Genomic DNA, 21,778 nt, shown 5'->3' on the forward strand with positions numbered 1-21,778 from the left:
TTCTAAAAGTGCAAAAGATGAGGTTGTTGCGGTATTAATGGTGGAATGGGTAAATTATTCTCCCTGGCGATCGAATTTTTACAAATTTGCTTGTTTCAAATAACCTTCCAAATCTTTAATCCGTTCTTGCGTCACTCTGGCCCTGCAATAACCGTAGGTAGAAGCAGCCAAAGAACCGCCTTCAAACTGTCCTTTTGCATAATCACAATTTTCATCTCGAAATTTAATCCAAGTACGCTGTGCCACCGTCAATCTCTGCTTTTGTCTACTGCTGATTTTTGCTTGCAGTTGCTGATAGACTTGATTGAGCTTTCGGTCGGCTGCCTGAAACTCTTGACTGGAACAGACATTCATCTCTACCGTGGTTTGAGGACTTTTGCAGTTAGGCTGTTGGGCGACTTGTACGGGAATGTTACTGGCTTGGCTGGGAAGCAAAAATCCCGCTGTCAACAAAAGCAAACTTGCCGCAAATTTTACCCCAATAGTGCTATTTTTCACTTAGTTTCTCCTGTTTTTAATCTTTAATTTTCTCTGCTGGCTGAACCGATCGCCAAATCCACCAAGCCGCCGCCCATAGAGTAAAATTGCCGAAGAGAGTCATCGCCGCTTGCAGGGTAACGATCCATTCTAGGGCGGGAGAGTTGTCAAAATAGTGCCATGTACAGGCACACATAGCACTGACGAGAGCGGGCAGCATTCCGGCGGAAAGGGCCCACCAAGCTCGGTTTTGAGTGACTTCGCCGTAAGTCCAAATTAACCAGATGGCGGCAATCCACTCGACGACGCTAGAGACGTGAATAATCCAGGTGGGAATTGACAAAGCGTGCATTTTTTGTATTTTGAACGAAGATGAAAGATTTATCGATCGGGACTTACGCAACTGTCATATTAAAGTATGATGCGTCATACAATTTGAGATTAGCGATTTGAGATTTTATTAGATTTGCGATTTGACCTGACTGATGACGTAAAGCGTTGAAGCTTGCTGAGAGTAGCATTTTTTTGGGTAGTAGTATTATCAAATTTCAAATCTCAAAAAAATCTAAAATCCAAAATCTAAAATAGTTAGATTCCCCATCACAAACAAAGAAAAGAGTAGAAATGCGAGCAATTTTGTGCGGCTATTACGGTAAAGGCAACGGCGGCGACGAGGCGCTGTTGGCATCGCTACTGCAAATGTTACCAGATGAGGTGACGCCGATCGTCCTGTCTGGCAATCCTGTCGAGACAAATCAGCGGTACGGGGTAGCTGCGCGCGATCGCATGAATGCCTTTCAAGTTCTCGAAGCACTCCGCACCTCCGACGCCCTAATCTGGGGCGGCGGTAGTTTAATCCAAGACGCTACTAGCATTGTGAGCCCTTTCTATTATGGGGGTTTAATGGGATTAGCGCAGCAGATGGGCTTAAAAACTGTTGCTTGGGCCCAGGGAATTGGCCCTTTGAAGCGTGAAATGACTCGCAAATTATCTCAGCGCTGTTTTGCTGGATGCACCGCCGTCAGCGTCCGGGATAAAGGTTCAGCTACTTTACTTGCAGATTGGCAAATTCCCTTTACTTTAGCGCCCGATCCCGTGTGGGCTTTGGAGAATTCTCCCGTGTCGGGTTTGTGGGATTTACCTGCGCCCAGAGTGGCTGTTTGTTTGCGTTCTCACTCTACACTAACTCCCGCCCGTTTGTCAATCTTAACTCAAGCTTTAGTTGACTTTCAAAAAGCAACTCGCACCTTAATTTTGCTGCTGCCTTTTCAAGCGTCTCACGACTTAGAAATTGCCCAACATTTGCACGAAGCCCTGCCGAAAAGAAGCTGCATCCTCAGTTTAGACGACCCCAGAAAGTTGAAAGGAGTGTTCCGGGGAGTCGAAATGGCGATCGGGATGCGCTACCACAGTTTAATTATGGCAGCATCCGAAGAATGTCGCTGTTTTGCCCTCAGCTACGATCCCAAAGTCAGCCAGTTAATGGAAGAGCTAGAAATGCCGGGATACTTATTATCAGAATTGCCAGACGATCCTTATTTAATCAGCAAAACCTGGATCGAACACTATGCTAACGGCGACGCCTTATCGCCAGACAGGATAAAATTTATAGTAGAGCGATCGCTCTTTCATCGCGAAGTATTGCGAGCCGCGCTCCAGTAATCTCATTGAGAGGTGAAATACAATGACAGTCAGTACAGCCGACTTAAAAATTACCTGGGAAAAATTGCCAGATGATTTCATTTTAGAGGAGCAACCTCTGCAAAATATCGACCAGCCCTTACTCGCTGCCGCCTTGCGAGAAATCTTAGAAATCGCGGGGCTAATTTTGGAGGGAACATTAGTTGCCCCTAATATGGGGATTTGTGCCACCTTAGATAATAAGCTAGTTATCAAAGCTCCCGATTTGTTTTATGCTCGCAACGTACAGCCGCTTTCTCCTCAAGAAATTCGCCGCAGTTACACTCCAAACTTAGAAGGCGAAATTCCGGTCTTCGTCATGGAGTTATTGTCAGCTACTTCCTACGATGAATATTCTAACAAGCCAACTTATCCACCGGGGAAATGGTTTTTTTATAGACAAGTATTGCGAGTACCAATCTATGCACTTTTTGAGCCAGCCGCTGGAGTGTTAGAAGTCTACAAGTTGGATTCGTCAGGAGATTATCAAATACAGCAACCTGATTTAAACGGTCGTTATTGGATTGAAGGAGTTGGGTTATTTCTGGGTGTTTGGCAGGGAACAAAGGCCGAAAGAACCGGATATTGGTTGCGGTGGTGGGATGAAAGCGGCGAGATGTTATTGTGGGGAGCAGAGATGGTGGAAAGGGAAAGGCAGCGGGGCGATCGACTAGCCGCCCAATTAAGAGTAGCAGGCATGGAACCAGAAGCCTAATGCAATAATGAGCAATTTAAAGTTGTCCCTCTGCAATTTAAGATTGCTCATTAATTAAAAAGTATTGAACAACATCGCAAAAATCAATATTTATCTGCGTTAATCCACGTTCATCTCCCTTCATCAGCGGTTAAAAATTACATTCAGGAGACAGCAAAATTGGCAAGAGTAAGAGTGCGGGAACACGTCAATCCCCTATCAATTAGATATCAAGCATCTGCAAGTCCCCCGGATTGGACTAAAATCTATGCCAACTTAAATTTACCGCTGCATTTAGATATCGGCTGCGGCAGAGGACGGTTTTTGTGGCACATGGCGCAAATCCAAACAGATTGGAATTTTCTAGGATTAGAAATTCGGGAACCTCTGGTAGAAGAGGCGAATCTTTGGCGGGACGAAAAAGGCTTGACAAATTTGCACTATTTGTTTTGCAATGCGAATAGTTCTCTCAAACCAATCTTAGAAACTTTACCCCCCGGCATTTTGCAGCGAGTTAGCATTCAGTTTCCCGATCCGTGGTTCAAGAAAAAGCACCACAAACGGCGGGTGGTGCAGCAGGAATTAGTCAACGAATTGGCAACTTATCTGGCAATTGGCGGCGAAGTTTTTATCCAGTCAGATATTGAAGAAGTAGAAAGGGAAATGTGCGATCGCTTTTCATCTCACCCCAGTTTTAAACGTCAAAATGGTGGCGAATGGTTAGCAGAAAATCCCCTACCTGTTCCTACGGAAAGAGAAATTGCTACTCTGAAACGGGGCGAACCAGTTTATCGAGCACTCTATCAAAAATAATGCTAGCTTTTGCAAACTCACCTTTGTCATAAATGTTATAACTTACATCTTGCACCCTGGTTAGGAACAGGCAAGATGCCTGTTCCACAAAACTTAATTTTCTTGTGGAACGGGCATCTTGCCTGTTCCTAAAAGAATTATTTCTAACTTAAACCCAAGAAGGAAACCACATCCGAATATCGAATTCCCACTTCGACACAGGCAGTCCCAAGTAGATAGGCATCCAAAAAATAAAAGCACCCAAAACCAGAAAAATAATTGTTACCCCCATCCCTCGGAGTCGAGTTTGAGGGCTGTGCAGCCACCTGTCAACCCACCAAGCAAGTGCTAAGGCTGCAAACACAGAACAGCCCATATAATGGTACAAAAATATGCAGCGAGTCACCTTCACCCAAGGCAGCAAATTAGCGGCCCAATTAACTATTAAATATAACCCCAGCCACATTTCAGCAGTCGGCGGAAACAAAATCGGCCGCTGCTGTTCTATCGTGTCAATATCAGCCTCGCTGCGCGTTTGCAGCCACACCAAAATCCGGTGAACTAAAACTCCTATTACTAGCAGTAAAGCTAAGGTTGACAGCCACCAAAGCAATGGATTTCCCATTGCGTGAACGTCAAAAATTGCCTGAGTTGCACCTTCAGGTAAAGGCGGCAAAACCGGATCGGGGGGTGCATTGTTGCTAGTAGTTTTGTAGAAGTAAACTATGGGGCGCAGCATCAAAGGCCAACTGTACCATGTGGAACAGTAAGGATGTACATCGGAGCCGCTTTTAATCCGCTGGTGATAAGTCAAAATCTCCGTTTGCATCTGCCAGAAATTGGGAGTTGGATTAAAGTGCAGGTGAGGAATCCAAGAGATGCTGTAAACTACAATAGGAATAATAGCTAGACTCAAGCAGAGTTCTATAAAATTGAGTTTAGTCAGTTTTTGTACGGGACTTTCGGGAGGAATTAGAGCAGAATTTACCTCGCGGCTTTGTTCTTCATTTCCTCTGTTACCCTGGATAAAACGAACTGCCCAAGCACAGATTAAAATTAGATAAGTACCGAAAAGAAACCATAATCCGTTCCATTTGATAGCCGCAGATGCGCCGAAACCTATCCCGGCGAGTACCAGCCAAAGCCAGCGCTTTTTGCCTTCGGCTTCTACGGATTTTAAAATAAATAACTGACCTAAAATTCCAAATAAAACCAGATAAATGTTGTTCAGCGCGTAGCGAGACTCAACTAAAAACAAACCGTCGCAGGCAATCAATAAAGCAGCAAGAAAAGCAAAGGTGCGGCGCCGGACTAGCTGATAAGCTAGCCCTCCCACAACTAGGGGAATAAAGGAACCTGTGAGAGCATTCAGCCAGCGGTAATCCCAAGGGGAAAGCAGGGAGCCAGCCATACTGTTGACGGCGGTTTTTCCGAAGGGAAGATGAGTGCCGATCCAAATGCCGATCGCAATTATGTACTGGCTCAGAGGCGGGTGAGCGTTGAAAAAAGGAGTTTTTGTCAGATAATTGTTGGCAAATTTAGCGTAGTAAACCTCGTCAAATACTAAGGTGTTAAATCGTTCTAGTTCCCAAAAGCGTAGTGTTAAGGATAGGAGGAACACAGCGAACATTCCTAAGCAAAAAACTAAAGTAGATCTGTTGAATTGTTTTTTGTTGATTTTCATAAAACAGCAGTAAATAGTAAATGCTAGATTTGATGGCGATCGCGAATTTAAAAATATTGAATAGGGGATACCGTAACAATTATAATTATGACTTTTAATACCCGTTTAAAAAAATAATGCAACTGTAGGCCCGTGCTCCCAACCTTGATAGTCATCAGTCATTCCCAATTCTTTAATCTACAATCGTTCGAGTGAGCGCTCACGCCGAAGTCTAAAATGTCAAATGGTATAACCTTTGCTGTGACCAACCCGATCGCACCCCCGCCCATGAAAACTAATCTAACATCATACCAAAAAAAGCGGCTCTGCTTGCCGCAGAACCGCCGTCACAGAGGATGAAAAATCAAAACTTAACGCACAGCGCCCTGTACTGAAGGTGATTCAATTGTTTTCATGAAGTACAGCTTCACTAATTGCCAGCCGTTCGACAGATACAAAGGCAATTTTTGGAAGAACTGCAAGAATTTCGGAGTATTAGAAGCAACAATTGCTGTCAACTGCTGATTGTTCTTGAGGCAAACATCCAGCCGTTCATAAAATTCTGGATTGTTCACGTCGAGCATCACGGGGAATACGCGGCCTGCGGTTTCGTTGGTCTTTTTAATCACTTCGATGTCGTATTCGCGAGCATCGAGACCGAGCGATCGATAAAAACCGGCGCGCTGGATATCATTGAGATACATTGTGGCGAACACTGACAGCAAGAAGAAACGGCACCAAAGCTTAGCGCGCCAATCGTTCAACATCTGAGGCTGAGCTCTCATCACCGCATCGAAGAAATCTCCGTGGCGGTTTTCATCCTGGCACCAATTTTCAAAGAATCGGAAAATCGGATAAATCTGGTCTTCAGGATGGGCTTTTAAGTGCTGATAAATCGTGATGTAGCGCCAATAACCGATCTTTTCAGACAAGTAAGTGGCGTAGAAAATAAACTTCGGCTTAAAGAATGTGTAACTGCGGCTCTTTGTCAAGAAACCCAAATCCAGGGACAAATTAAAGTCGGACAGGGCTTTGTTGAGGAATCCGGCGTGCCGCGCTTCGTCTCGCGACATCAGGTTGAAACCCTCGGCGAGCACTGGATTTTTGTCTTTGAGCCTGCGTCCCAATTCTTTGTAAAGCAAGAACCCAGAAAACTCAGCGGTGCATGAACGTTCCAGGAATTCAATGAACAACTGGCGTTTTTCGCCGTCAATGTGATCCCAAGATTGAGCGAACTCCTCATCCCGCACGAAGTGGTTTTTGTTGTAGTCAACGCGGAACTCTTGGATAATTGCTTCTAGTTCGGCTTCATTTACGGAGATGTCCATTTTGGCCATCTCGTCAAAGTCTGTTGTGTAAAATCTCGGCGTGAGAATAGTTTCTTTGGCTGGGGCTTTCACTCCCGGCCGCAGTTCTTCAAAAGTGGGTTTTTTGAGGGAATCTACCATATTTTTATTGGATTTCTGCTTATAACTACTCGCTTGTTTCCATTGTCGGGTACTGCGGGCGATCGCGCTCGTGTATGTCCGGCCAGCGCTGGCGGTGCGCTTGGTTTGGCGCTCCGTGTGGAATCCAGGTCTAAGCTGCTGTAATTTCCACGCCCTCCAGTTTACCAAGCTCTCGCCCGCGCAAATATGTTGCTGGCGTTAAGAATTGCTACGCAAAATTACTCATGGGCTTCCAGACAGAAGGTATTGGGAAACCAAATTTTGCCTTTTGTCAGTTTATTAGGCTACCACACAAATAAATGCCCATGTCAAGCTGTTTAAACACGAGATAGAAAGTACACAATGTATAGAGGGACTCCAATTCTTAGAATAACCAGGCAGGACGGTCAGAAAATGAGCAATTTAGGTGTTAGTTACCTTTTATGGGCAGCTTGTTTTTTCGGCCCATTCGGACTCCACCGCCTCTACAACGGCAAGATTGGTACGGGTTTGCTGTGGCTGTTTACCTTTGGTTTGTTTGGGTTTGGGCAATTGTTTGACTTGCTGCTGCTGCCGAACATGGTGGACGAACGCAATGCCAGTCTCAGGGGCAAACTCGGCGTATCTCGCGAAGGTCTACCGCTATATCCAGTCAGCGGGGCGATCGCCGCGACATATCCCAAGCAAACTCCAGACCAGTTAGGGATTAAACTCCTGAAGGCAGCTTATACCAAGAACGGAAGATTATCTGTCACCCAAGGGGTGATGGCAACCGGCGCTACTTTTGCCGAAGTGGAAGAGGCTTTCACGGCAATGCTCAAAACGGGTTATGTGAGTATCGAGAACGATGCCGTAACAGGCGTCGTGATCTACCACTTTCACGAACTTTAGCTGCTGCGGGTGCGTTACCTAGGGGATTTGGTCTATTTTTCCAGAAGCTAATCGCTGACGCACCCTACTACTTGATATTGCTGACCGAGCAGTTATTGCAGTTTTTCGAGTAAGCATTGCCGACAAAATCGGCTAGAATGTTTGTTTGTCTATATAAGCAAGCAAAAAGTATTTAGCGTCATGGCAGTCCCTAAGAAGAAAACCTCCAAATCCAAGAAGAATATGCGTAAGGCCACATGGAAGCGCAAAGCTGTAGTGGCAGCTCAGAAAGCTCTGTCTCTGGGCAAATCTGTTCTGACTGGGCGTTCCAACAGCTTCGTGTATCCCGGCAATGAAGAAGAGGAGGAAGAATAGAAACGGAATACCGGGCATAGGGCGAACCCGATGCCCGATCGATCAATCCTTTTTTGCTGTTGTTGACACTCCTCGACTATCAGGTACGAGGATTCTTGGTTCAGCGACCCACCTTAAAATTATCTATCCTTGCGGCAATACTTAAACCAAATACCCGTCCGATTGAACCAAGCATCGAGCCTAACTTAGATAACCCCAGAGGGCTTTGTCTCCCCAAGCGTTTGAGAATTACTTCTCACGTTCCCGTGTGCCCCACGGTACATTTAATCTTTATTTTTTGACTTGTCTGGTTTTGGTTTACGTTGGTTAACCTAGCTGTTTTTATTCGTGGCATTCGCTACCCACTAGCCATTATTGTTTTCCGACCAGTCGTTTGAGCTTGGTGTCTCATGTGTATCGGCGGTTACTCTACCTGTGGCATAGTCTTAGTGTACACCCAAATGGGATAAGTTGCCATGAAGACTGAGAGAATCAATATCAGAACGACAAAGCAGTTGAAAGACAAGATTGCTCGGATAGCTCAAAAGCAAGGAGTTCCTGTAGCTGAATTGATTAATGACTATATCAAACAGCTACCTGAACCCCAATAATTAATCAAAGCCGTCCTGGAAGGACGGGGCTTTAAACCCATTTTTTCGGTAAAATCAGCATGGCATCGCCAAAGGAATAAAAGCGGTACTGTTGCTCGATCGCTTCTCGGTACAAATCCAACAGCAGAGGCCTTCCAATCATCGCACTTACCATCATCATCAAAGTAGAGCGGGGCAAGTGAAAATTGGTAATCATCCCCTCTACAACCCGCCACTTGTAACCAGGGTAGATAAACAAATTGGTCGGGCCGCAAAAAGGTTGCAAGGAAAAATCGCCACTCGCGGCGGCGGCTCCCTCTAAAGCTCGCACTGCTGTTGTACCCACGGCAATGATCCGTCCGCCTCTGGCTTGAGTTTCCCGGATTTTCTCAACGGTGGCGGGGGGTACTTCCACCCATTCGCCGTGCATTTTGTGAGCCGTTACGTCTGCCACCTCCACCGGGCGAAACGTCCCTACTCCGACGTGTAAGGTGACAAAAGTTTTTTCGATTCCCCCCTGTTCCAAGCGGCTGAACAATTCTTCGGTGAAGTGCAGGCCTGCTGTGGGGGCAGCCACCGCCCCAAGCCGATCGGCATACACAGTCTGGTACTGTTCCGCTGAAGCTTGGGAATTTTCGATATAGGGCGGCAGGGGTACGTGGCCGTATTCGTCCAAAAACTTCGCCAGATTCTCATCTGTGGGGATGTCAAACTCCAACAGCCGTCCCCCTGTTGCGTCGTCCCTATCTATAACTGTCGCAGTCAATCGACGACGATCGGGCATCGTGGCATCGGGAAGGCAACAGCAAGGAGCTGTGGTAGAGTCCTCACAGGCAGGGGCGATGCGATCAAACTCAATTTTTGCTCCCAACTTTAAGCGTTTCCCCGGTTTAACCAAAGCCAGCCAACAGTTGTGCTGCCGTTCTTCCATCAACAATATCTCCACAGCCGGGCCGTTGGGTTTGTGCCCGTAGAGCCTCGCTGGCAGCACGCGGGTGTTGTTCAGTACCAGCAAGTCGCCCGGTTGCAGCAAATCGGGTAAATCCCTAAAAATCCGGTGTTGGTGGCTGCTGGGAGAATCTACAGCCAGCAAGCGAGAACTGTCCCTCGGCACTACGGGATTTTGGGCAATGCGCGAGGGCGGAAGTTCGTAGTCGTAGCCGTCCAAAGACCAGTCCATCTCTGTCATCGAGTGAATTCCTGTGCGATCGATCTGTCAACTGGGTAACAAATTGGGTAAAAACCCCCATTCAAAGTCGGGTGCTTTTCCCCTTGTGGTGGCGGGTATAGCCCGCGAGGATAGAGGTATAGCATCAGCTTTGCTCATAAGGATCGTTATGGAATACCTCTACTACATCGCCAATACTAGCCTTACTCTGAGAGTCGTGGATTACCTACGCACGGCTCATCATCTTCCCTTGCAATTTATCACTGTTATTCACCAAATTGACGGCTGGGTGGTAAAGGTGAAAATGAGCCAATATTTAACTCCCGAAATGCACGGGGATTTTCGGGCTTTTATGAACGAACTCGGGATTCCTTACGATCCTGAAATTCGCTTGCAAATGGCACTTTGGAGTTTGGAAACCGGACAGTCGCCGCTGAGCGTGATGCGCCGCTACCAGGTGGCAGTGGTTTGTCACGGCAGCCCTGACCGCAAAGAAATTGAAGCGTTTCGCCAGCAGTTTGTCAAGGGCCTGGGATATTGCCCGGAAACTCTGGCCTAGATTGCTACGCATATAAATTAACTGTGATGACATAACAGGAGAGGGAGAGAAGGGCAAAGCGGGAGAAGATTTAACGCTTTTTTCAGCTCCGTTAAAGCTCAAGAGAAAAATGCGCGACAGCCTAGGCAAGTTAACAATTAAAAATTACCTAGTGGCATTGTTTGAGATTTTACCCTCTAACTTTTAATTATATATTTTTAATTGCTAAAAGCCGAGGGAATGTATTCTTGCAGGGTGAGTCGGTAGTTTCCTGCAACGGCGGATTGAGAGTGCGCTGCTGTTAATGGTGGTAATATTCGCTTAGTTTTTTGTTGTGAAGGTTCGCACATGACTAAAGCGACATCAAAGCGACAATAATTATTGGCTAAATCTGGATGAGTGCTTAAAAATATTTCGGCTGTTTGCCAAAGTTTGGCTTGTTTTGTGGTGGTAACAGCCAGCATTCCACCAGCATCCCAATTTCCCCGGCGGCGAGTTTTTACCTCTACAAATGCTAATGTTTGGGAATGGGGAATGGGGAATGGGGAATGGGGAATGGGGAATGGGGAATTTTCTTTACCTCTGTTGATTTCGCTTTCTTCATCTCTTCCGAGTGCGATGATGTCAATCTCTCCCCAGCGACAGTGCCACTGCCGGTGCAGGATTTCCCAACCTTGCTGCTGCAACCAGTCGGCGACTAAGTTTTCTCCCAATGTGCCGATATCCCTAGAGTTTGGGGATTGGGGGCAATTGGAGTCAGCCGTCGCTAACGGGCGATTCCCTACGGGATAGCTACGCTTGACGCGCTTTCTGGTAGAATTCAACTCTGAACTGTCACGGCTGCCCATTAGCTTTAACTTATGAATTATCGAATTCGCCAACATCGCAAAAATATTTATACTTTCTTGCTGAGTTTTGTTATTTTAGCAGTAATTGCCGTTGGGGCGATCGGTATTAATCCCGCACCTGCTTTCGCTTTGGATCACGACAAAGAAATCCTAGTCGGCGCTGATTTTACGGGCCAAGTTCTGACTGACGACAGCTTTAATAAAGCCAATCTTCGCAACAGCAATTTTACTAATGCAGATTTGCGGGGCGTCAGCTTTTTTGCTGCCAATATGGAAGAAGCAAATTTAGAAGGCGCTAATTTCACGGGTGCTACTTTAGATTTAGCTCGCATGATGAAAGCAAATTTAACTAATGCTATCCTTGAGGGTGCTTTCGCTTACAATACCAGACTCGAAGGAGCAGTCATTGACGGTGCTGATTTTACAGAAACACTGCTCCGAGACGATATGATAGAAAAACTTTGTAAAGTGGCAAAAGGTACTAATCCGGTGACGGGTAGAGATACTCGCGAAACTCTTTTTTGCGATTATTAAAAGGATCTTTGAATAAAAGAATAAAGTCATTACCACAAGATAGTTTGTAGTAATGACTTTATTGCTTATACCAGTTAAAAAAATAATGTAACTGCAGGCAAGCTTCCAACCTATATCGAACGAGTCATCCCCAATCTAAAATCTAAAATCTAAAAGGGCATTAGCCCCAAGGCACGGATGTTAAATCGTAAAAATTAACTTGACGCAGCCGCTCTAATTCCGTGAGCCATTGTTGTTCGGCACATAATAGTTGGTAATATTCTATAGCCTCTTCGCCACTACTAGCGGCCTTGGCTTTTTCCCACATATTGAGTGCAATCCGGCGGCGCTTCATGCTGATAATTTGCTCGATACAGGCGAGGGCAGATCTAATTACTAGAGGTGCGCGATAAACGTTTCTTTCTGAAAACTCATTTAAGTGAAATAAATGCGAGATCTGATTGAGTTGATTTGGATATTCAATGAAGCTATCTTGCAACTTCAATATTAACTCAGAAGGCGCTATTTGTAAAGAGGTTTTGTGCAATATTTCTGCATTGACAATCTGATGCCACAAAAATCTGTGGTGAGAAAGGCTAAACTGCACGTCTCTAGCTTCTATTGCTTCTCTGACATCTTGGCGGTATTCGGGACAGTGCAAGTAAATCTGCAATAATTGCGCTTCTGCTTCTTCTAAAAGACTGCGAGCTACAGCAGCAGATAAGCTTGATTTTGAGCTTTGGTTTTCGCCACTTGCACGCTGTTTTTTATATTGCTTGTTCCGCTTCAGATTCTTTCTAATTAACGGCGAAACTGTCAATGATTCATCTTTACTCAGTCTTTTACCCCAATCGCTAACTACTTGATTTAACAAAGTTTCTCTTAGTATTGGTTCCCGCTTAGATTCTTCTTTGCTTAGGATTTCCGCGCACTTTGAAAGGTAACGATGGAGTTGATTGTCGTCAGTAATATTAGTTAATAATTTAACAAATTTTTTGGTAACTTGCTGGTAAATATCGGTTTTTTTTAAATCTTGATTAACCAGCATTTGTTGCAGTTGCCAGTCCAGCCACAGGGGAGCATTTTCCAGCAATTCTTGATATTGTTCTGGGGAGTATGTTTTGAGGTATTCGTCGGCATCTTTGCCGTCGGGAATGTTGAGAACCCGCAGTTGCACTTCTCCTTGATAAGCGAGTTTTTCTATTTCTCCAATAGCGCGTTCTGCTGCTTGAGTTCCTGCTTTGTCGGCGTCAAAGTTGAGGATAATTTGTTTGGAGTCAGTGTAGCGCAATAACTGCCGCACTTGGTTTAAACTTAAGGCTGTGCCGAGGGAAGCGACGGCGTTGGAGATGCCGGCGGCCTGAAGTGCGATCGCATCAAAGTAGCCCTCTACAACCACTGCGCGATCGGCTTTGCTAATGGCTGTTTTCGCTGTATCTAAGGCAAATAAAGTTTTGCCTTTATCGAAGAGTTCTGTTTCGGGAGAATTGAGGTATTTCGGCTGTTCGTCCCCCAGAGCTCTGCCGCCGAAACCGATGACTCTGCCTTGGGTGTCGCGAATGGGAATCATAATGCGATTGCGGAAGCGATCGTAATAACCGCTGCCGCCATTTTTTCGGGGTACAATTAATCCAGCTTGTTCTACTAATTGCGCCGGATAATTTTTCTGTTCTACTAAATAACTGTAAAGTGCTTCCCAACCTTGGGGTGCATAACCTAATTGAAATTGTTGGATAGTTTCTTCGCTTAGCTGGCGCTCGGATTTGAGATAGGCTAAGGGTTCTTCTCCTTGGGTTTGCCGCAAAGCGTGTTCGTAAAAGTTGGCTGTTAGTGCTGAGATTTCATAGAGTTGTTCGCGCAGAGAAATTTGCCGCTGCAATTCTTGTCGGTGTTCTGGTTCGACTGTTTTGACCGGGACTTGATAATTTTTAGCTAATTCTAATACTACTTCGCTGAAAGGGCGTTTCTCCAATTCCATGAGAAACTTAAAAGCATTGCCGCCTGCACCGCAGCCGAAACAATAATACATTTGTTTGCCGGGACTGACAGTAAAGCTGGGAGATTTTTCGTCGTGAAAGGGACACAAACCTACGAATTCTTTTCCGCGTTTTCGCAACACTACGCGACCGGAAATAACGTCTACTATGTCGGCTCTTTGTTTGACTTCTTCGATTGTTTCTGGATGCAGCCGGGGAACTTGCATAGGGCTATTTTAGGCAAATTGAAAGTATTGGAGAAGGAAAGCACTACACGGATGAGGACACGGATACACGGATGAATTATCTACTCTGAGTGATTTCTCATGAGATTCAAAATCCCAGCCCCCTTAAAAAGGTGAAAGAATCAGTGTCAAAGTCAACCCCTACTCCCCTTTTTAAGGGGGATTTAGGGGGATCTCCGGGGATAGAAAACACGCCCTAGGGCATAAATTTATTGTAAGATATTTACACTAACTGTAAGGAGCATCGAAAATAATGCGAATTTTAATGATGGGCGGTACTCGGTTTATCGGGGTTTATCTTACTAAGATTTTAGCAGCACAAGGGCATGAAGTGGTGTTGTTTAACCGGGGCAACAAGCCGGTACCGGTTTCGGGCGTGAAACAGATTCAGGGCGATCGCACAAATGTCGAACAACTAAAAGAAAAGTTATCGACGGTCGAGTTTGACGCTGTTTTTGACAACAACGGCCGCGAACTCAGCGATACACAGCCTTTAGCTGAAATATTTAAAGGGCGGGTGCAGCACTTTGTTTACATGAGCTCTGCGGGGGTTTATTTGAAGTCGGATCAAATGCCTCATATTGAAGGGGACGCTACCGATCCTAAAAGCCGACATTTGGGTAAATGCGAAACCGAAACTTACTTGGCGACATCGGGTTTGCCTTGGACTTCGATTCGCCCGACTTACATTTACGGCCCCCAAAATTATAACGATTTGGAGGCTTGGTTTTTCGATCGCATTGCGCGCGATCGACCGATTCCGATTCCCGGTAACGGAATGCACTTCACGCAGTTGGGGCACTGTCAGGATTTGGCTAAAGCAATGGCGGCGGTTTTGGGCAACGAAAGGGCGATCGGGCAAATTTACAACGTTTCGGGCGATCGATTTGTCACCTTTGACGGTTTAGCCCGCGCCTGCATTCAAGCAGCAGGCAAATCCCCTGATGCTATTAAGATTGTACACTACGATCCGAAACAATTTGACTTCGGCAAAAAGAAAGCTTTTCCGATGAGATTGCAGCACTTTTTCGCTTCAGTTAATAAAGCTGTCACCGATCTTAACTGGCAGCCGGAATTTGACTTAGTTTCTGGATTGAAAGATTCTTTTCAGAATGATTATGTAGTTTCGGGACGGGACAAAGCTGAGATAGATTTTTCAGTCGATGATCAAATTTTGAAATCGGTTCAAAGTTAAGTTAGAGTGGGAGCATCCCCATGCCAGCAAAAATCTAGAAACCCACCCTAACCCTCCCCTTACTAAGGGGAGGGAACAAGAAAGAAAGCAAACAGACTGTCACAGTAAAGTTGGCGTCGCGCGCCTTACATCACAACCCAAAATAGCTACTTAGAGGCGATCGCAAAACTCAACAACGGCACATCTGTAATTATTGAAATCCAACTTATAAACCGACCGAGATTGGGGAAGCTAGCTGTGTAAAATACAGTAACAACTGAGAGAAATAAATTAATGATTGAAGAACGGCATAATGGATGTCACCCTAAAATTGATTTTATGGAAATTCAAACTCGCCAGCTGTCGTTCGACCAATTCAAAAATTTAGATAGGCTATGTTAGAATTTTCCAAGGCGGAAGATGTGACAGCTTGGTTGGAAGCTAATTCTCCCAAAGATTAGGAAATATTAGGTGAATTTCATGCTTGGAATAACACTCGGCAATCGCTACAGCATTATCCGTCACTTGGGAGGCGGCGGATTTGCTCAAACTTATTTAGCTGAAGATAAGCAGCTACCAGGCAATCACCTCTGCGTCGTCAAGCAGCTTAAACCTCAAGCAACTGATCCGGAAACTCTACAGGTAGCAAGACGTTTATTCGATACCGAAGCACAAGTTTTGTACAAATTGGGAAATCACGATCGCATTCCCCGACTTTTTGCTTTTTTTGAAGAGAATCAAGAGTTTTACCTAGTTCAAGAATTTATAGAAGGTCACGATTTAAGCCAAGAAATTACGCCCGCTTCTCCGGGAAATGCGGGAGTCATGCAGGAAGATCAAGTCATTTGTATATTGCAAGAACTTCTGGAAATTTTAGACTTTGTACACCAGCAAAATGTGATTCACCGCGATGTCAATCCTCGTAATATTCTCCGCAGAGAGAGAGACGGAAAATTAGTTTTAATTGACTTCGGCGCAGTCAAAGAAATTACTACTCAAATCACCACTCCTCAGCCCAAGAATAGCTTGAGTGTCAGCATCGGTACTCCCGGTTATATGCCTAGCGAACAAGCTCACGGCAACCCGAAACTCAGCAGCGATATCTATGCCGTCGGTGCGATCGCAATTCAGTTCCTCACTGGCATAAATCCTCACCAAATGCCAAAAAATCCCGATACAGAGGAAATTATTTGGCAGAACAAAACATCAGTCAGTCCTGAATTTGCGAAGATTTTAGATAAGATGGTAAAGTACGATTTTAGGCAACGTTATTCTAGTGCTGGGGAAACGCTGCAAGCTATTAAAGAATTGAAAAATTCTTTCAGCGGTACAGTTCCTGTATTGCCTCCTGTTGCTGCTGCGAAGGGGCCTGTAAAATCCCGAAAAAAACTGTATTTAAAAATATTGTCGATCGCCAGTTTAATTGGCATCACTATTATAGCATCAATTTATGGTGTAAATACTTTTAATTCTGCCAATGCAACTGACTTGTACAACCGAGGCAATACTCTTTACAATTTAAGCCGATTTGAAGAAGCTCTGGCAGCTTACGAGCGAGCTATAAATCTCAGGCCGGACTACGCGGAAGTGTGGCAGGAAAAAGCCAAAACTTTATATGAATTGAAAAAATATCGAGAATCGCAGTCAGCTTATGATAAAGCCATAGAATTAAAGCCGGAATACTTGGAAGCTTGGACGGGACGCGGTTATGCTTTGGATAAGTTGCAACAGTCTCAAGAGGCGATCGCATCTTTTGATAACGCTTTGAAAATCCAGCCCGACTATGCCGCAGCCTGGGAAGGTAGAGGCGATGTTCTATTAGATTCGCAGCGGTACGAAGAAGCGATCGCCTCCTACGAAAAAGCGGTACAATTTCAGCCTAACTTGTACCGTGCCTGGTACAATCGGGGACAAGCTTACCAAAAATTAAAACAGTACGATCGAGCCGTAGAATCCTATCAAAAAGCAGTTGAAATCAAATTCGATAATTATGAAGTCTGGTACAATTTAGGCAATGTCTTCCTAGAAGTGAACAAAAACCAAGAAGCTTTTGAAGCCTACGAAAAAGCCGTGCGGTTTCAGCCCAATTTTTATCAAGCCTGGTACAGTAAAGGCATCGCTTTGCTGAAAATGCGGAGGCATGAAGAAGCGGTAGAAGCTTACGAAAAAGCTGTTAAATTAAAACCTGATTATTATCAAGCCTGGTACAATTTAGGTTGGTCATATCACGAATTACGCAAGTACGAACAAGCAATTGAGTGTTATAACAGAGCCTTAGATTTAAACCCGAAAGAATACCAAGCGTGGTACAATAGAGGCAATGCTCAGTACAATTTGAAACGGTATGAAGATGCGATCGTCTCTTACAATGAAGCCGTTTATGTTAAGCAAGATTACTCCGAAGCTTGGTATAGTCGCGGTAATGCGCTTGTAGCGGTAAAAAGATACGAAGATGCGATCGCCTCCTATGACAAAGCAATTCGCTACAAACCAGATTACGGAGCGGCAATGGAAGCAAAAAAGCGGGCAGAAAGTCAGGTAGGAAGCAGCCCGCTAGAATCCCAACAACAACAATAATTGTTATTAGTCCGCTTAGGCGGACTTTGTTTGACAAGAAGCAATTTCAATGGCCAAATTTTATCTTTTAGCGAACAGCGGGAGCAATTACGGTAACTCGGCGGCTGTCTACTAACATCGGCCAAAAACCTCGATCGCTCAATGTTTTTACTGCAGCAGTAGCGGCGTTTTGATCCGTTGTATAAGCGACGAATAAAAAGGGACGCTGGCCGTAGGAAGCTAAGCCTACTTGCGTGCCTAATGCTTGCCTGACTTGGGCGGCTAATTCCGGTTGGTTGAAGTAATCTACTAACACTGCATAACCAGGGCCTAGGGGTTGGGGATTGAAGGCAAGATTGCCCGTTGAAGGATTAGTGATTGGTTCAGAACCTGCTACTGGCTGAGGGTTGTAGACTGGCAAATTTTGCGGTAGCGCGGCTGCGGGCGATCGTACTACGTAAGCTTGTAATCCGACAACATCTTCGATGTATTTAACCCAATCGCTAGCGATTTGCGAGTCGCGAAAGCCACCAACTCGCGTCACCGTGTCGCTGATGTACTGACAAACTGTGTTGTTAGTATTTCCTGGGAAAGAGCGTTTTGCTCTTTCTTGTTGTTCGGGTGTTCTGGTGACAATTAACAGTAGATATTCATCGGGCTGGGGCGGTTGGCAGCTCGATTGAGCTTTAACAGAACTCGATAAAATTGTCAATACCAAAAGGGCGATCGAAGTAGCAGAAAATAGGGGTAGAGACAAAATAAATTTGTAAAGTTTACCCCTAATTGTTGTTAGTTGTTTTGTCTGATATTTGGCTATTTTGTTCATGCTGTCTGTAGGGATGCAAGGGCATCGGGAATAGTTGGTGATGGCGCTTGAAATTCACCTGTCAGTACATATTCTAATCGCAGTTTCAACCAGGTGATGAAGACAGGATCGGTAGAAATAATAGCGGCGGCTGGCTGAGGACATTTTGCTTTAACTTCTGCCATAGTCGGTGCTTCTAGGAAAGCCGGCTGTTTGACCAACCAGAAGTCTATTTGTTTTTCTTGTTCGTTGTAGTTGCGTGTTCTTTCTTTAAACACTTCATCTAGGGCTTCTTCTTCAAGCAAAAAGCGTTGGCTGGCTAAAACGTAGTAGTAGGTTTGCATTTTTGTCGGTTGTTAGAGGTTGACGGTTAGCGGTTAATGCCGCCTGTACCGGCCAGTTTTGCTGGTCAGGGGCGGGTTTGCCGAGTTGCGGCAGTTGGAGAGTTCTAGACTCTTGTGCCGTTTACTTTACCTTATTTGCTGTCATCTTGGGTAGATGCAGAGCAAGTCGCCTCAGAAAAATCTTTGGTGGTGAGAGTTGAGGGAGTTGTGAGAGTTGCGAGAGTTGCTGGTTTTTTGGGGATTTGGGCGATTATTTTTGGGGCTGGTGATTTTCGTGAAAATTTAGGTGACAATAGGAAATTAGATGGAATTGCAGGTTGAATAATTACCAATTATTGAGGCAATCTGGGGGCTGTTAAACCTGATTGGGAGTGGTTTGCATATGAAAAGTTGTTGGAGTGCGATCGCGAATCGAGCTTGTTATGACGACTGTAATATATAGTGTAATATAAATCGTAAGGCTCAGAGTTTAAACTCTGAACGTTGTAAACTTTGGTACTTTTTGGGAGCGATCGCCCTAATTAACCCAAACTTTCTCAAACGGGCGATCGCCCTTCACTTCTGCCATTCCGTCAAGGGCGATCGCCCCTTACGCCCAATTTGTGGTATTTTCTTATTTATACAAATTCCAAGTATTTTGACTTTCTAGAGCCATTTTTTGCCGCAAATCCCAAGGTAGTAAAACTTCAACTTTTGAACCCAACGCTCTCAACCATCTGACGACATAGTAGTCTGTAAGCCGGTACTTGAGTTCGTAGTAAATATCGGTGGTAGGACGAGACTGAAGTATATCTAAAAGAATCTGTCGATTTTCTGGTTTGGGAGTGTATTGTGTGATTAATGTGGCAGCGCGATCGCACTCTATGGCGGTAAAGGTATGGTGAATGCTGATTCCCTGCATATAACTTTGATGAAAATCGCGATCGAACCGCAATACCATCAGCCCGATTTCTTTATAAAAGTCGCAACCCCAAGCTTGTTTTAAGATCGCGTTGACTGTTTGAGGGGTTGGTAAGCGATTTGCTGCGTATTGCTCTCTTAATAATTGAGGGACGCGGGTGTCTTGCCAATTGAGAGGTTCTAGACGTTTAGAAATAATGCGATCGAGGCGATATTTATACCAATTGATTTCACCTCTAGGGGTGCTGCCATAGGCACAGAGGTATTTGGCATATTCCATAAAGTAAATGCAAACCGGGTAAACAACGCATTCCTTAATTAGGTTTTGATGAGCGCTGCGATAGGTTAGGAGTAAAGGGGGAATTTGTCCCGATTCCCAAATTTCTTGCAATTCGCTCTGAATTTGATCTACAGTATCTTCCATAGGACTAGATTCTGGTACGACATAATCCACGTACAAAAAAACGCGATTATTGTCTTCATCTAGTTCCTCTTCTGAAATTTGTTCGGCTAGCACGGGGAAACTAGGATCGAGAAAACTAAACCTACCCAATGCGCTAGCTACATAAGCTTGAGCTTTTGGAGTTAAATTGCGATCGAGGGGAGAGTTTTCTGTTTGACTGTAAATTGACGGTTTTTTTTCCACCCGGCGATATTGCTTGCTCCTACCAGCAACATCAGCAACCCGTTCCAAGCAATGGCGACTCACCAATAAATCGAAATCACTTTGAAGGGATTTGCGAACTTGAGCAAATAACCTTTCTTCCAATAACTCGTCTAAATCGGTATCGGCAATAGATATTTGCTTTTTTAAAGAATGTCGCCAATCAGTTACAGATAGATCCCATTTTGTCAACCACTGTTTCGTTGTTTTGTTGCAAGCACAATGGGGGTCTGGATAGTTAAGAATATCTTCTTGCTTTTCATCCTTATAATTCTCCCCAAAGAAGGCGGCGCGCCAATCAGCATAGGTAAAGGGATTGTCAAGGGCAATATATCCCTCGTCGCTGTACAGCCAACTTACCAAAACCCACAACCTGATGGCACGGGTGAGATTCTGCATTTGGTCGAGAGTTCCGTTGGCTAAATCCTGTAACAGCCTGGGTTGTGGGGGATTGCGAAAAGTTACGTTCACTGTCGGTTGATGAATTTATGTTGTGTTTTCTAGAGTAACAGCGATCGGAAGGGGGTATTTCCGATACGATGCAATAATCGCGAAGGAAGTTGAGAAAGGCGGAGACAGAGGCTTTATGAGTACATCTGAGTTGGACAAGCACAAAGTTAACCACCTGTTTTTGCTGATTGGCGAGAACCCTTTGCCGAATTATGTCGCAGCGAGACTTTTGTTAAATAAAGGAGGTACGGCCTACCTTGTATACACAACTGGTACAGAGAAGCTAGCCACACGTCTGCAAACAATATTGAATACCGAACCAATTGGTTTAAAAGCTAAACATGTGCCGCTCAACGATGGCGAAGCTGATGCCTATCAGATTCACAAGGCAATTTGCTCTGAGCTAGAAACTCTCCAGGATGGAAAAATTGGATTGAATTATACGGGCGGTACGAAGGCGATGGCTGTACACGCTTACAGAGCAGTTTTGAGCAAAGAGCATCCTGAGACTGTGTTTAGCTATCTTGACCCGCGTAAATTGGAAATGTGTATAGATCGGGAAGATCGCGATCGTATTCGCATCAAAGTCAAGCCAGATATGTTGCAAGTTGAACTTGTAGAACTTTTCCAAATTCACCGATTAGAGTTGAAAGCCAATCCTACACAAGAAGCGCAATTACCAGAATTAGCAGCAGCACTTGCCAAAGTATTTAAGGCAATACTCCGGACAGTTTTTAAGCAGCCAAAGTACCATAAGACAAGACTGAAGAAAGATTAGGATGGTTTAAAATCAAATCCGGGTCTAAATCTAACTTATCAATAAAGGTACAAAGTAGATGCTTATTGAATTCCAGACGTTTATAAGAGGCCATAGAAAACACAAACGACTTGGCAGATGAATGACAACTAGAGAGTTGATGTTTAGCTAAGTTTAAGGCAATTAGACTGGCATTAAAATGAAAATCAAGCCGTGGTAAATGACGAGCTTGACAATCAGACAATCCTGTAAATTGCTTGGCATCACGAAAAATAAATTCAATCTGGAAGCGA

At 44.8% G+C, this 21,778-nt stretch carries 22 protein-coding genes and 1 pseudogene; 12 read left to right on the top strand and 11 right to left on the bottom strand.

The annotated features are described in order from the left end of the window. Positions 1 to 78: 78 nt before the first annotated feature. Complete coding sequence (locus QUA74_RS09795) at positions 79 to 498, bottom strand: lysozyme inhibitor LprI family protein (protein WP_333327493.1); 420 nt, start codon at positions 496 to 498, stop codon at positions 79 to 81. A gap of 16 nt (positions 499 to 514) precedes the next feature. Next, the gene (locus tag QUA74_RS09800; protein WP_333327494.1) at positions 515 to 829 is read right to left on the bottom strand and encodes a DUF2499 domain-containing protein; all 315 of its coding nucleotides are present in this window, start codon (positions 827 to 829) and stop codon (positions 515 to 517) included. A gap of 272 nt (positions 830 to 1,101) precedes the next feature. On the opposite strand from QUA74_RS09800, the gene csaB reads away from it, so the two are divergent. From csaB to trmB, 3 genes are all read left to right on the top strand, one after another. Beyond that, complete coding sequence (csaB, locus tag QUA74_RS09805) at positions 1,102 to 2,139, top strand: polysaccharide pyruvyl transferase CsaB (RefSeq protein ID WP_333327497.1); 1,038 nt, start codon at positions 1,102 to 1,104, stop codon at positions 2,137 to 2,139. Positions 2,140 to 2,161: 22 nt separating this feature from the next. After that, positions 2,162 to 2,872 (top strand): Uma2 family endonuclease, encoded by a 711-nt coding sequence (locus QUA74_RS09810; protein ID WP_333327500.1) that lies wholly within the window; start codon positions 2,162 to 2,164, stop codon positions 2,870 to 2,872. A gap of 159 nt (positions 2,873 to 3,031) precedes the next feature. After that, positions 3,032 to 3,664, top strand: a complete 633-nt coding sequence (gene trmB, locus QUA74_RS09815; protein WP_333327503.1) for a tRNA (guanosine(46)-N7)-methyltransferase TrmB — start codon at positions 3,032 to 3,034, stop codon at positions 3,662 to 3,664. A 148-nt stretch (positions 3,665 to 3,812) separates the two neighbouring features. Here the strand turns inward: trmB and QUA74_RS09820 are convergent, their stop codons facing one another. Both QUA74_RS09820 and acsF read right to left on the bottom strand, forming a co-directional pair. Further along, positions 3,813 to 5,273, bottom strand: a complete 1,461-nt coding sequence (locus QUA74_RS09820; protein ID WP_445302136.1) for a dolichyl-phosphate-mannose--protein mannosyltransferase — start codon at positions 5,271 to 5,273, stop codon at positions 3,813 to 3,815. Positions 5,274 to 5,677: 404 nt separating this feature from the next. Continuing rightward, the gene (gene acsF / locus QUA74_RS09825; RefSeq protein WP_333154677.1) at positions 5,678 to 6,754 is read right to left on the bottom strand and encodes a magnesium-protoporphyrin IX monomethyl ester (oxidative) cyclase; all 1,077 of its coding nucleotides are present in this window, start codon (positions 6,752 to 6,754) and stop codon (positions 5,678 to 5,680) included. A gap of 393 nt (positions 6,755 to 7,147) precedes the next feature. On the opposite strand from acsF, the gene QUA74_RS09830 reads away from it, so the two are divergent. The 3 genes from QUA74_RS09830 (at position 7,148) to QUA74_RS09840 (ending at position 8,568) form a co-directional block, all read left to right on the top strand. After that, positions 7,148 to 7,624, top strand: a complete 477-nt coding sequence (locus QUA74_RS09830; RefSeq protein WP_333327508.1) for a TM2 domain-containing protein — start codon at positions 7,148 to 7,150, stop codon at positions 7,622 to 7,624. 180 nt (positions 7,625 to 7,804) lie between these two features. Continuing rightward, positions 7,805 to 7,978 (top strand): 50S ribosomal protein L32, encoded by a 174-nt coding sequence (gene rpmF / locus QUA74_RS09835; RefSeq protein ID WP_006632406.1) that lies wholly within the window; start codon positions 7,805 to 7,807, stop codon positions 7,976 to 7,978. Between the two features lie 455 nt (positions 7,979 to 8,433). Then, positions 8,434 to 8,568 carry a hypothetical protein gene (locus QUA74_RS09840; RefSeq protein WP_333135483.1) on the top strand — a complete coding sequence of 45 codons (135 nt, stop codon included), beginning with the start codon at positions 8,434 to 8,436 and terminating at the stop codon, positions 8,566 to 8,568. A 31-nt stretch (positions 8,569 to 8,599) separates the two neighbouring features. On the opposite strand, the gene queA is transcribed toward QUA74_RS09840, so the two are convergent. Continuing rightward, positions 8,600 to 9,736 (bottom strand): tRNA preQ1(34) S-adenosylmethionine ribosyltransferase-isomerase QueA, encoded by a 1,137-nt coding sequence (gene queA / locus QUA74_RS09845; protein WP_333327510.1) that lies wholly within the window; start codon positions 9,734 to 9,736, stop codon positions 8,600 to 8,602. 148 nt (positions 9,737 to 9,884) lie between these two features. Here queA and QUA74_RS09850 point away from each other — a divergent pair, with 148 nt between their 5' ends. Then, entirely contained in the window at positions 9,885 to 10,274 is a 390-nt protein-coding gene (locus QUA74_RS09850; protein WP_006632408.1) for a hypothetical protein, read from the top strand. Positions 10,275 to 10,471: 197 nt separating this feature from the next. On the opposite strand, the gene QUA74_RS09855 is transcribed toward QUA74_RS09850, so the two are convergent. Then, complete coding sequence (locus tag QUA74_RS09855) at positions 10,472 to 11,101, bottom strand: YraN family protein (protein WP_333327513.1); 630 nt, start codon at positions 11,099 to 11,101, stop codon at positions 10,472 to 10,474. Between the two features lie 12 nt (positions 11,102 to 11,113). Here QUA74_RS09855 and QUA74_RS09860 point away from each other — a divergent pair, with 12 nt between their 5' ends. Further along, positions 11,114 to 11,635 carry a pentapeptide repeat-containing protein gene (locus QUA74_RS09860; RefSeq protein ID WP_333327516.1) on the top strand — a complete coding sequence of 174 codons (522 nt, stop codon included), beginning with the start codon at positions 11,114 to 11,116 and terminating at the stop codon, positions 11,633 to 11,635. Positions 11,636 to 11,795: 160 nt separating this feature from the next. Here QUA74_RS09860 and dnaG read toward each other — a convergent pair whose 3' ends face one another. Continuing rightward, on the bottom strand, positions 11,796 to 13,817 hold the full coding sequence (gene dnaG, locus QUA74_RS09865) for a DNA primase (protein WP_333327520.1): 2,022 nt from the start codon (positions 13,815 to 13,817) through the stop codon (positions 11,796 to 11,798). A 271-nt stretch (positions 13,818 to 14,088) separates the two neighbouring features. Here dnaG and QUA74_RS09870 point away from each other — a divergent pair, with 271 nt between their 5' ends. Both QUA74_RS09870 and QUA74_RS09875 read left to right on the top strand, forming a co-directional pair. Next, positions 14,089 to 15,030, top strand: coding sequence for an NAD-dependent epimerase/dehydratase family protein (locus QUA74_RS09870; RefSeq protein WP_333327523.1), 942 nt, complete (start codon positions 14,089 to 14,091; stop codon positions 15,028 to 15,030). Positions 15,031 to 15,489: 459 nt separating this feature from the next. After that, on the top strand, positions 15,490 to 17,586 hold the full coding sequence (locus tag QUA74_RS09875) for a tetratricopeptide repeat protein (RefSeq protein ID WP_333327525.1): 2,097 nt from the start codon (positions 15,490 to 15,492) through the stop codon (positions 17,584 to 17,586). A gap of 67 nt (positions 17,587 to 17,653) precedes the next feature. On the opposite strand, the gene QUA74_RS09880 is transcribed toward QUA74_RS09875, so the two are convergent. Both QUA74_RS09880 and QUA74_RS09885 read right to left on the bottom strand, forming a co-directional pair. After that, entirely contained in the window at positions 17,654 to 18,391 is a 738-nt protein-coding gene (locus QUA74_RS09880; protein ID WP_333327527.1) for a hypothetical protein, read from the bottom strand. Continuing rightward, positions 18,388 to 18,714 (bottom strand): MgPME-cyclase complex family protein, encoded by a 327-nt coding sequence (locus QUA74_RS09885; protein ID WP_172192102.1) that lies wholly within the window; start codon positions 18,712 to 18,714, stop codon positions 18,388 to 18,390. The genes QUA74_RS09880 and QUA74_RS09885 overlap by 4 nt, the downstream gene beginning before the upstream one ends. Before the next feature lie 114 nt (positions 18,715 to 18,828). Between QUA74_RS09885 and QUA74_RS09890 the strand changes: the two genes are divergently transcribed. Beyond that, positions 18,829 to 19,035, top strand: a complete 207-nt coding sequence (locus QUA74_RS09890) for a hypothetical protein (RefSeq protein WP_333327530.1) — start codon at positions 18,829 to 18,831, stop codon at positions 19,033 to 19,035. A gap of 292 nt (positions 19,036 to 19,327) precedes the next feature. Here QUA74_RS09890 and QUA74_RS09895 read toward each other — a convergent pair whose 3' ends face one another. Then, the gene (locus QUA74_RS09895; RefSeq protein ID WP_333327533.1) at positions 19,328 to 20,749 is read right to left on the bottom strand and encodes a TIGR03985 family CRISPR-associated protein; all 1,422 of its coding nucleotides are present in this window, start codon (positions 20,747 to 20,749) and stop codon (positions 19,328 to 19,330) included. A gap of 115 nt (positions 20,750 to 20,864) precedes the next feature. Between QUA74_RS09895 and QUA74_RS09900 the strand changes: the two genes are divergently transcribed. Next, entirely contained in the window at positions 20,865 to 21,506 is a 642-nt protein-coding gene (locus QUA74_RS09900) for a Card1-like endonuclease domain-containing protein (protein ID WP_333327535.1), read from the top strand. Here the strand turns inward: QUA74_RS09900 and QUA74_RS09905 are convergent. Then, positions 21,463 to 21,778, bottom strand: a pseudogene (locus QUA74_RS09905) (transposase); the annotation flags it as partial. The gene QUA74_RS09900 and the pseudogene QUA74_RS09905 overlap by 44 nt on opposite strands.

Source organism: Microcoleus sp. LAD1_D3 (genome assembly GCF_036702135.1).
GTDB lineage: Bacteria > Cyanobacteriota > Cyanobacteriia > Cyanobacteriales > Microcoleaceae > Microcoleus.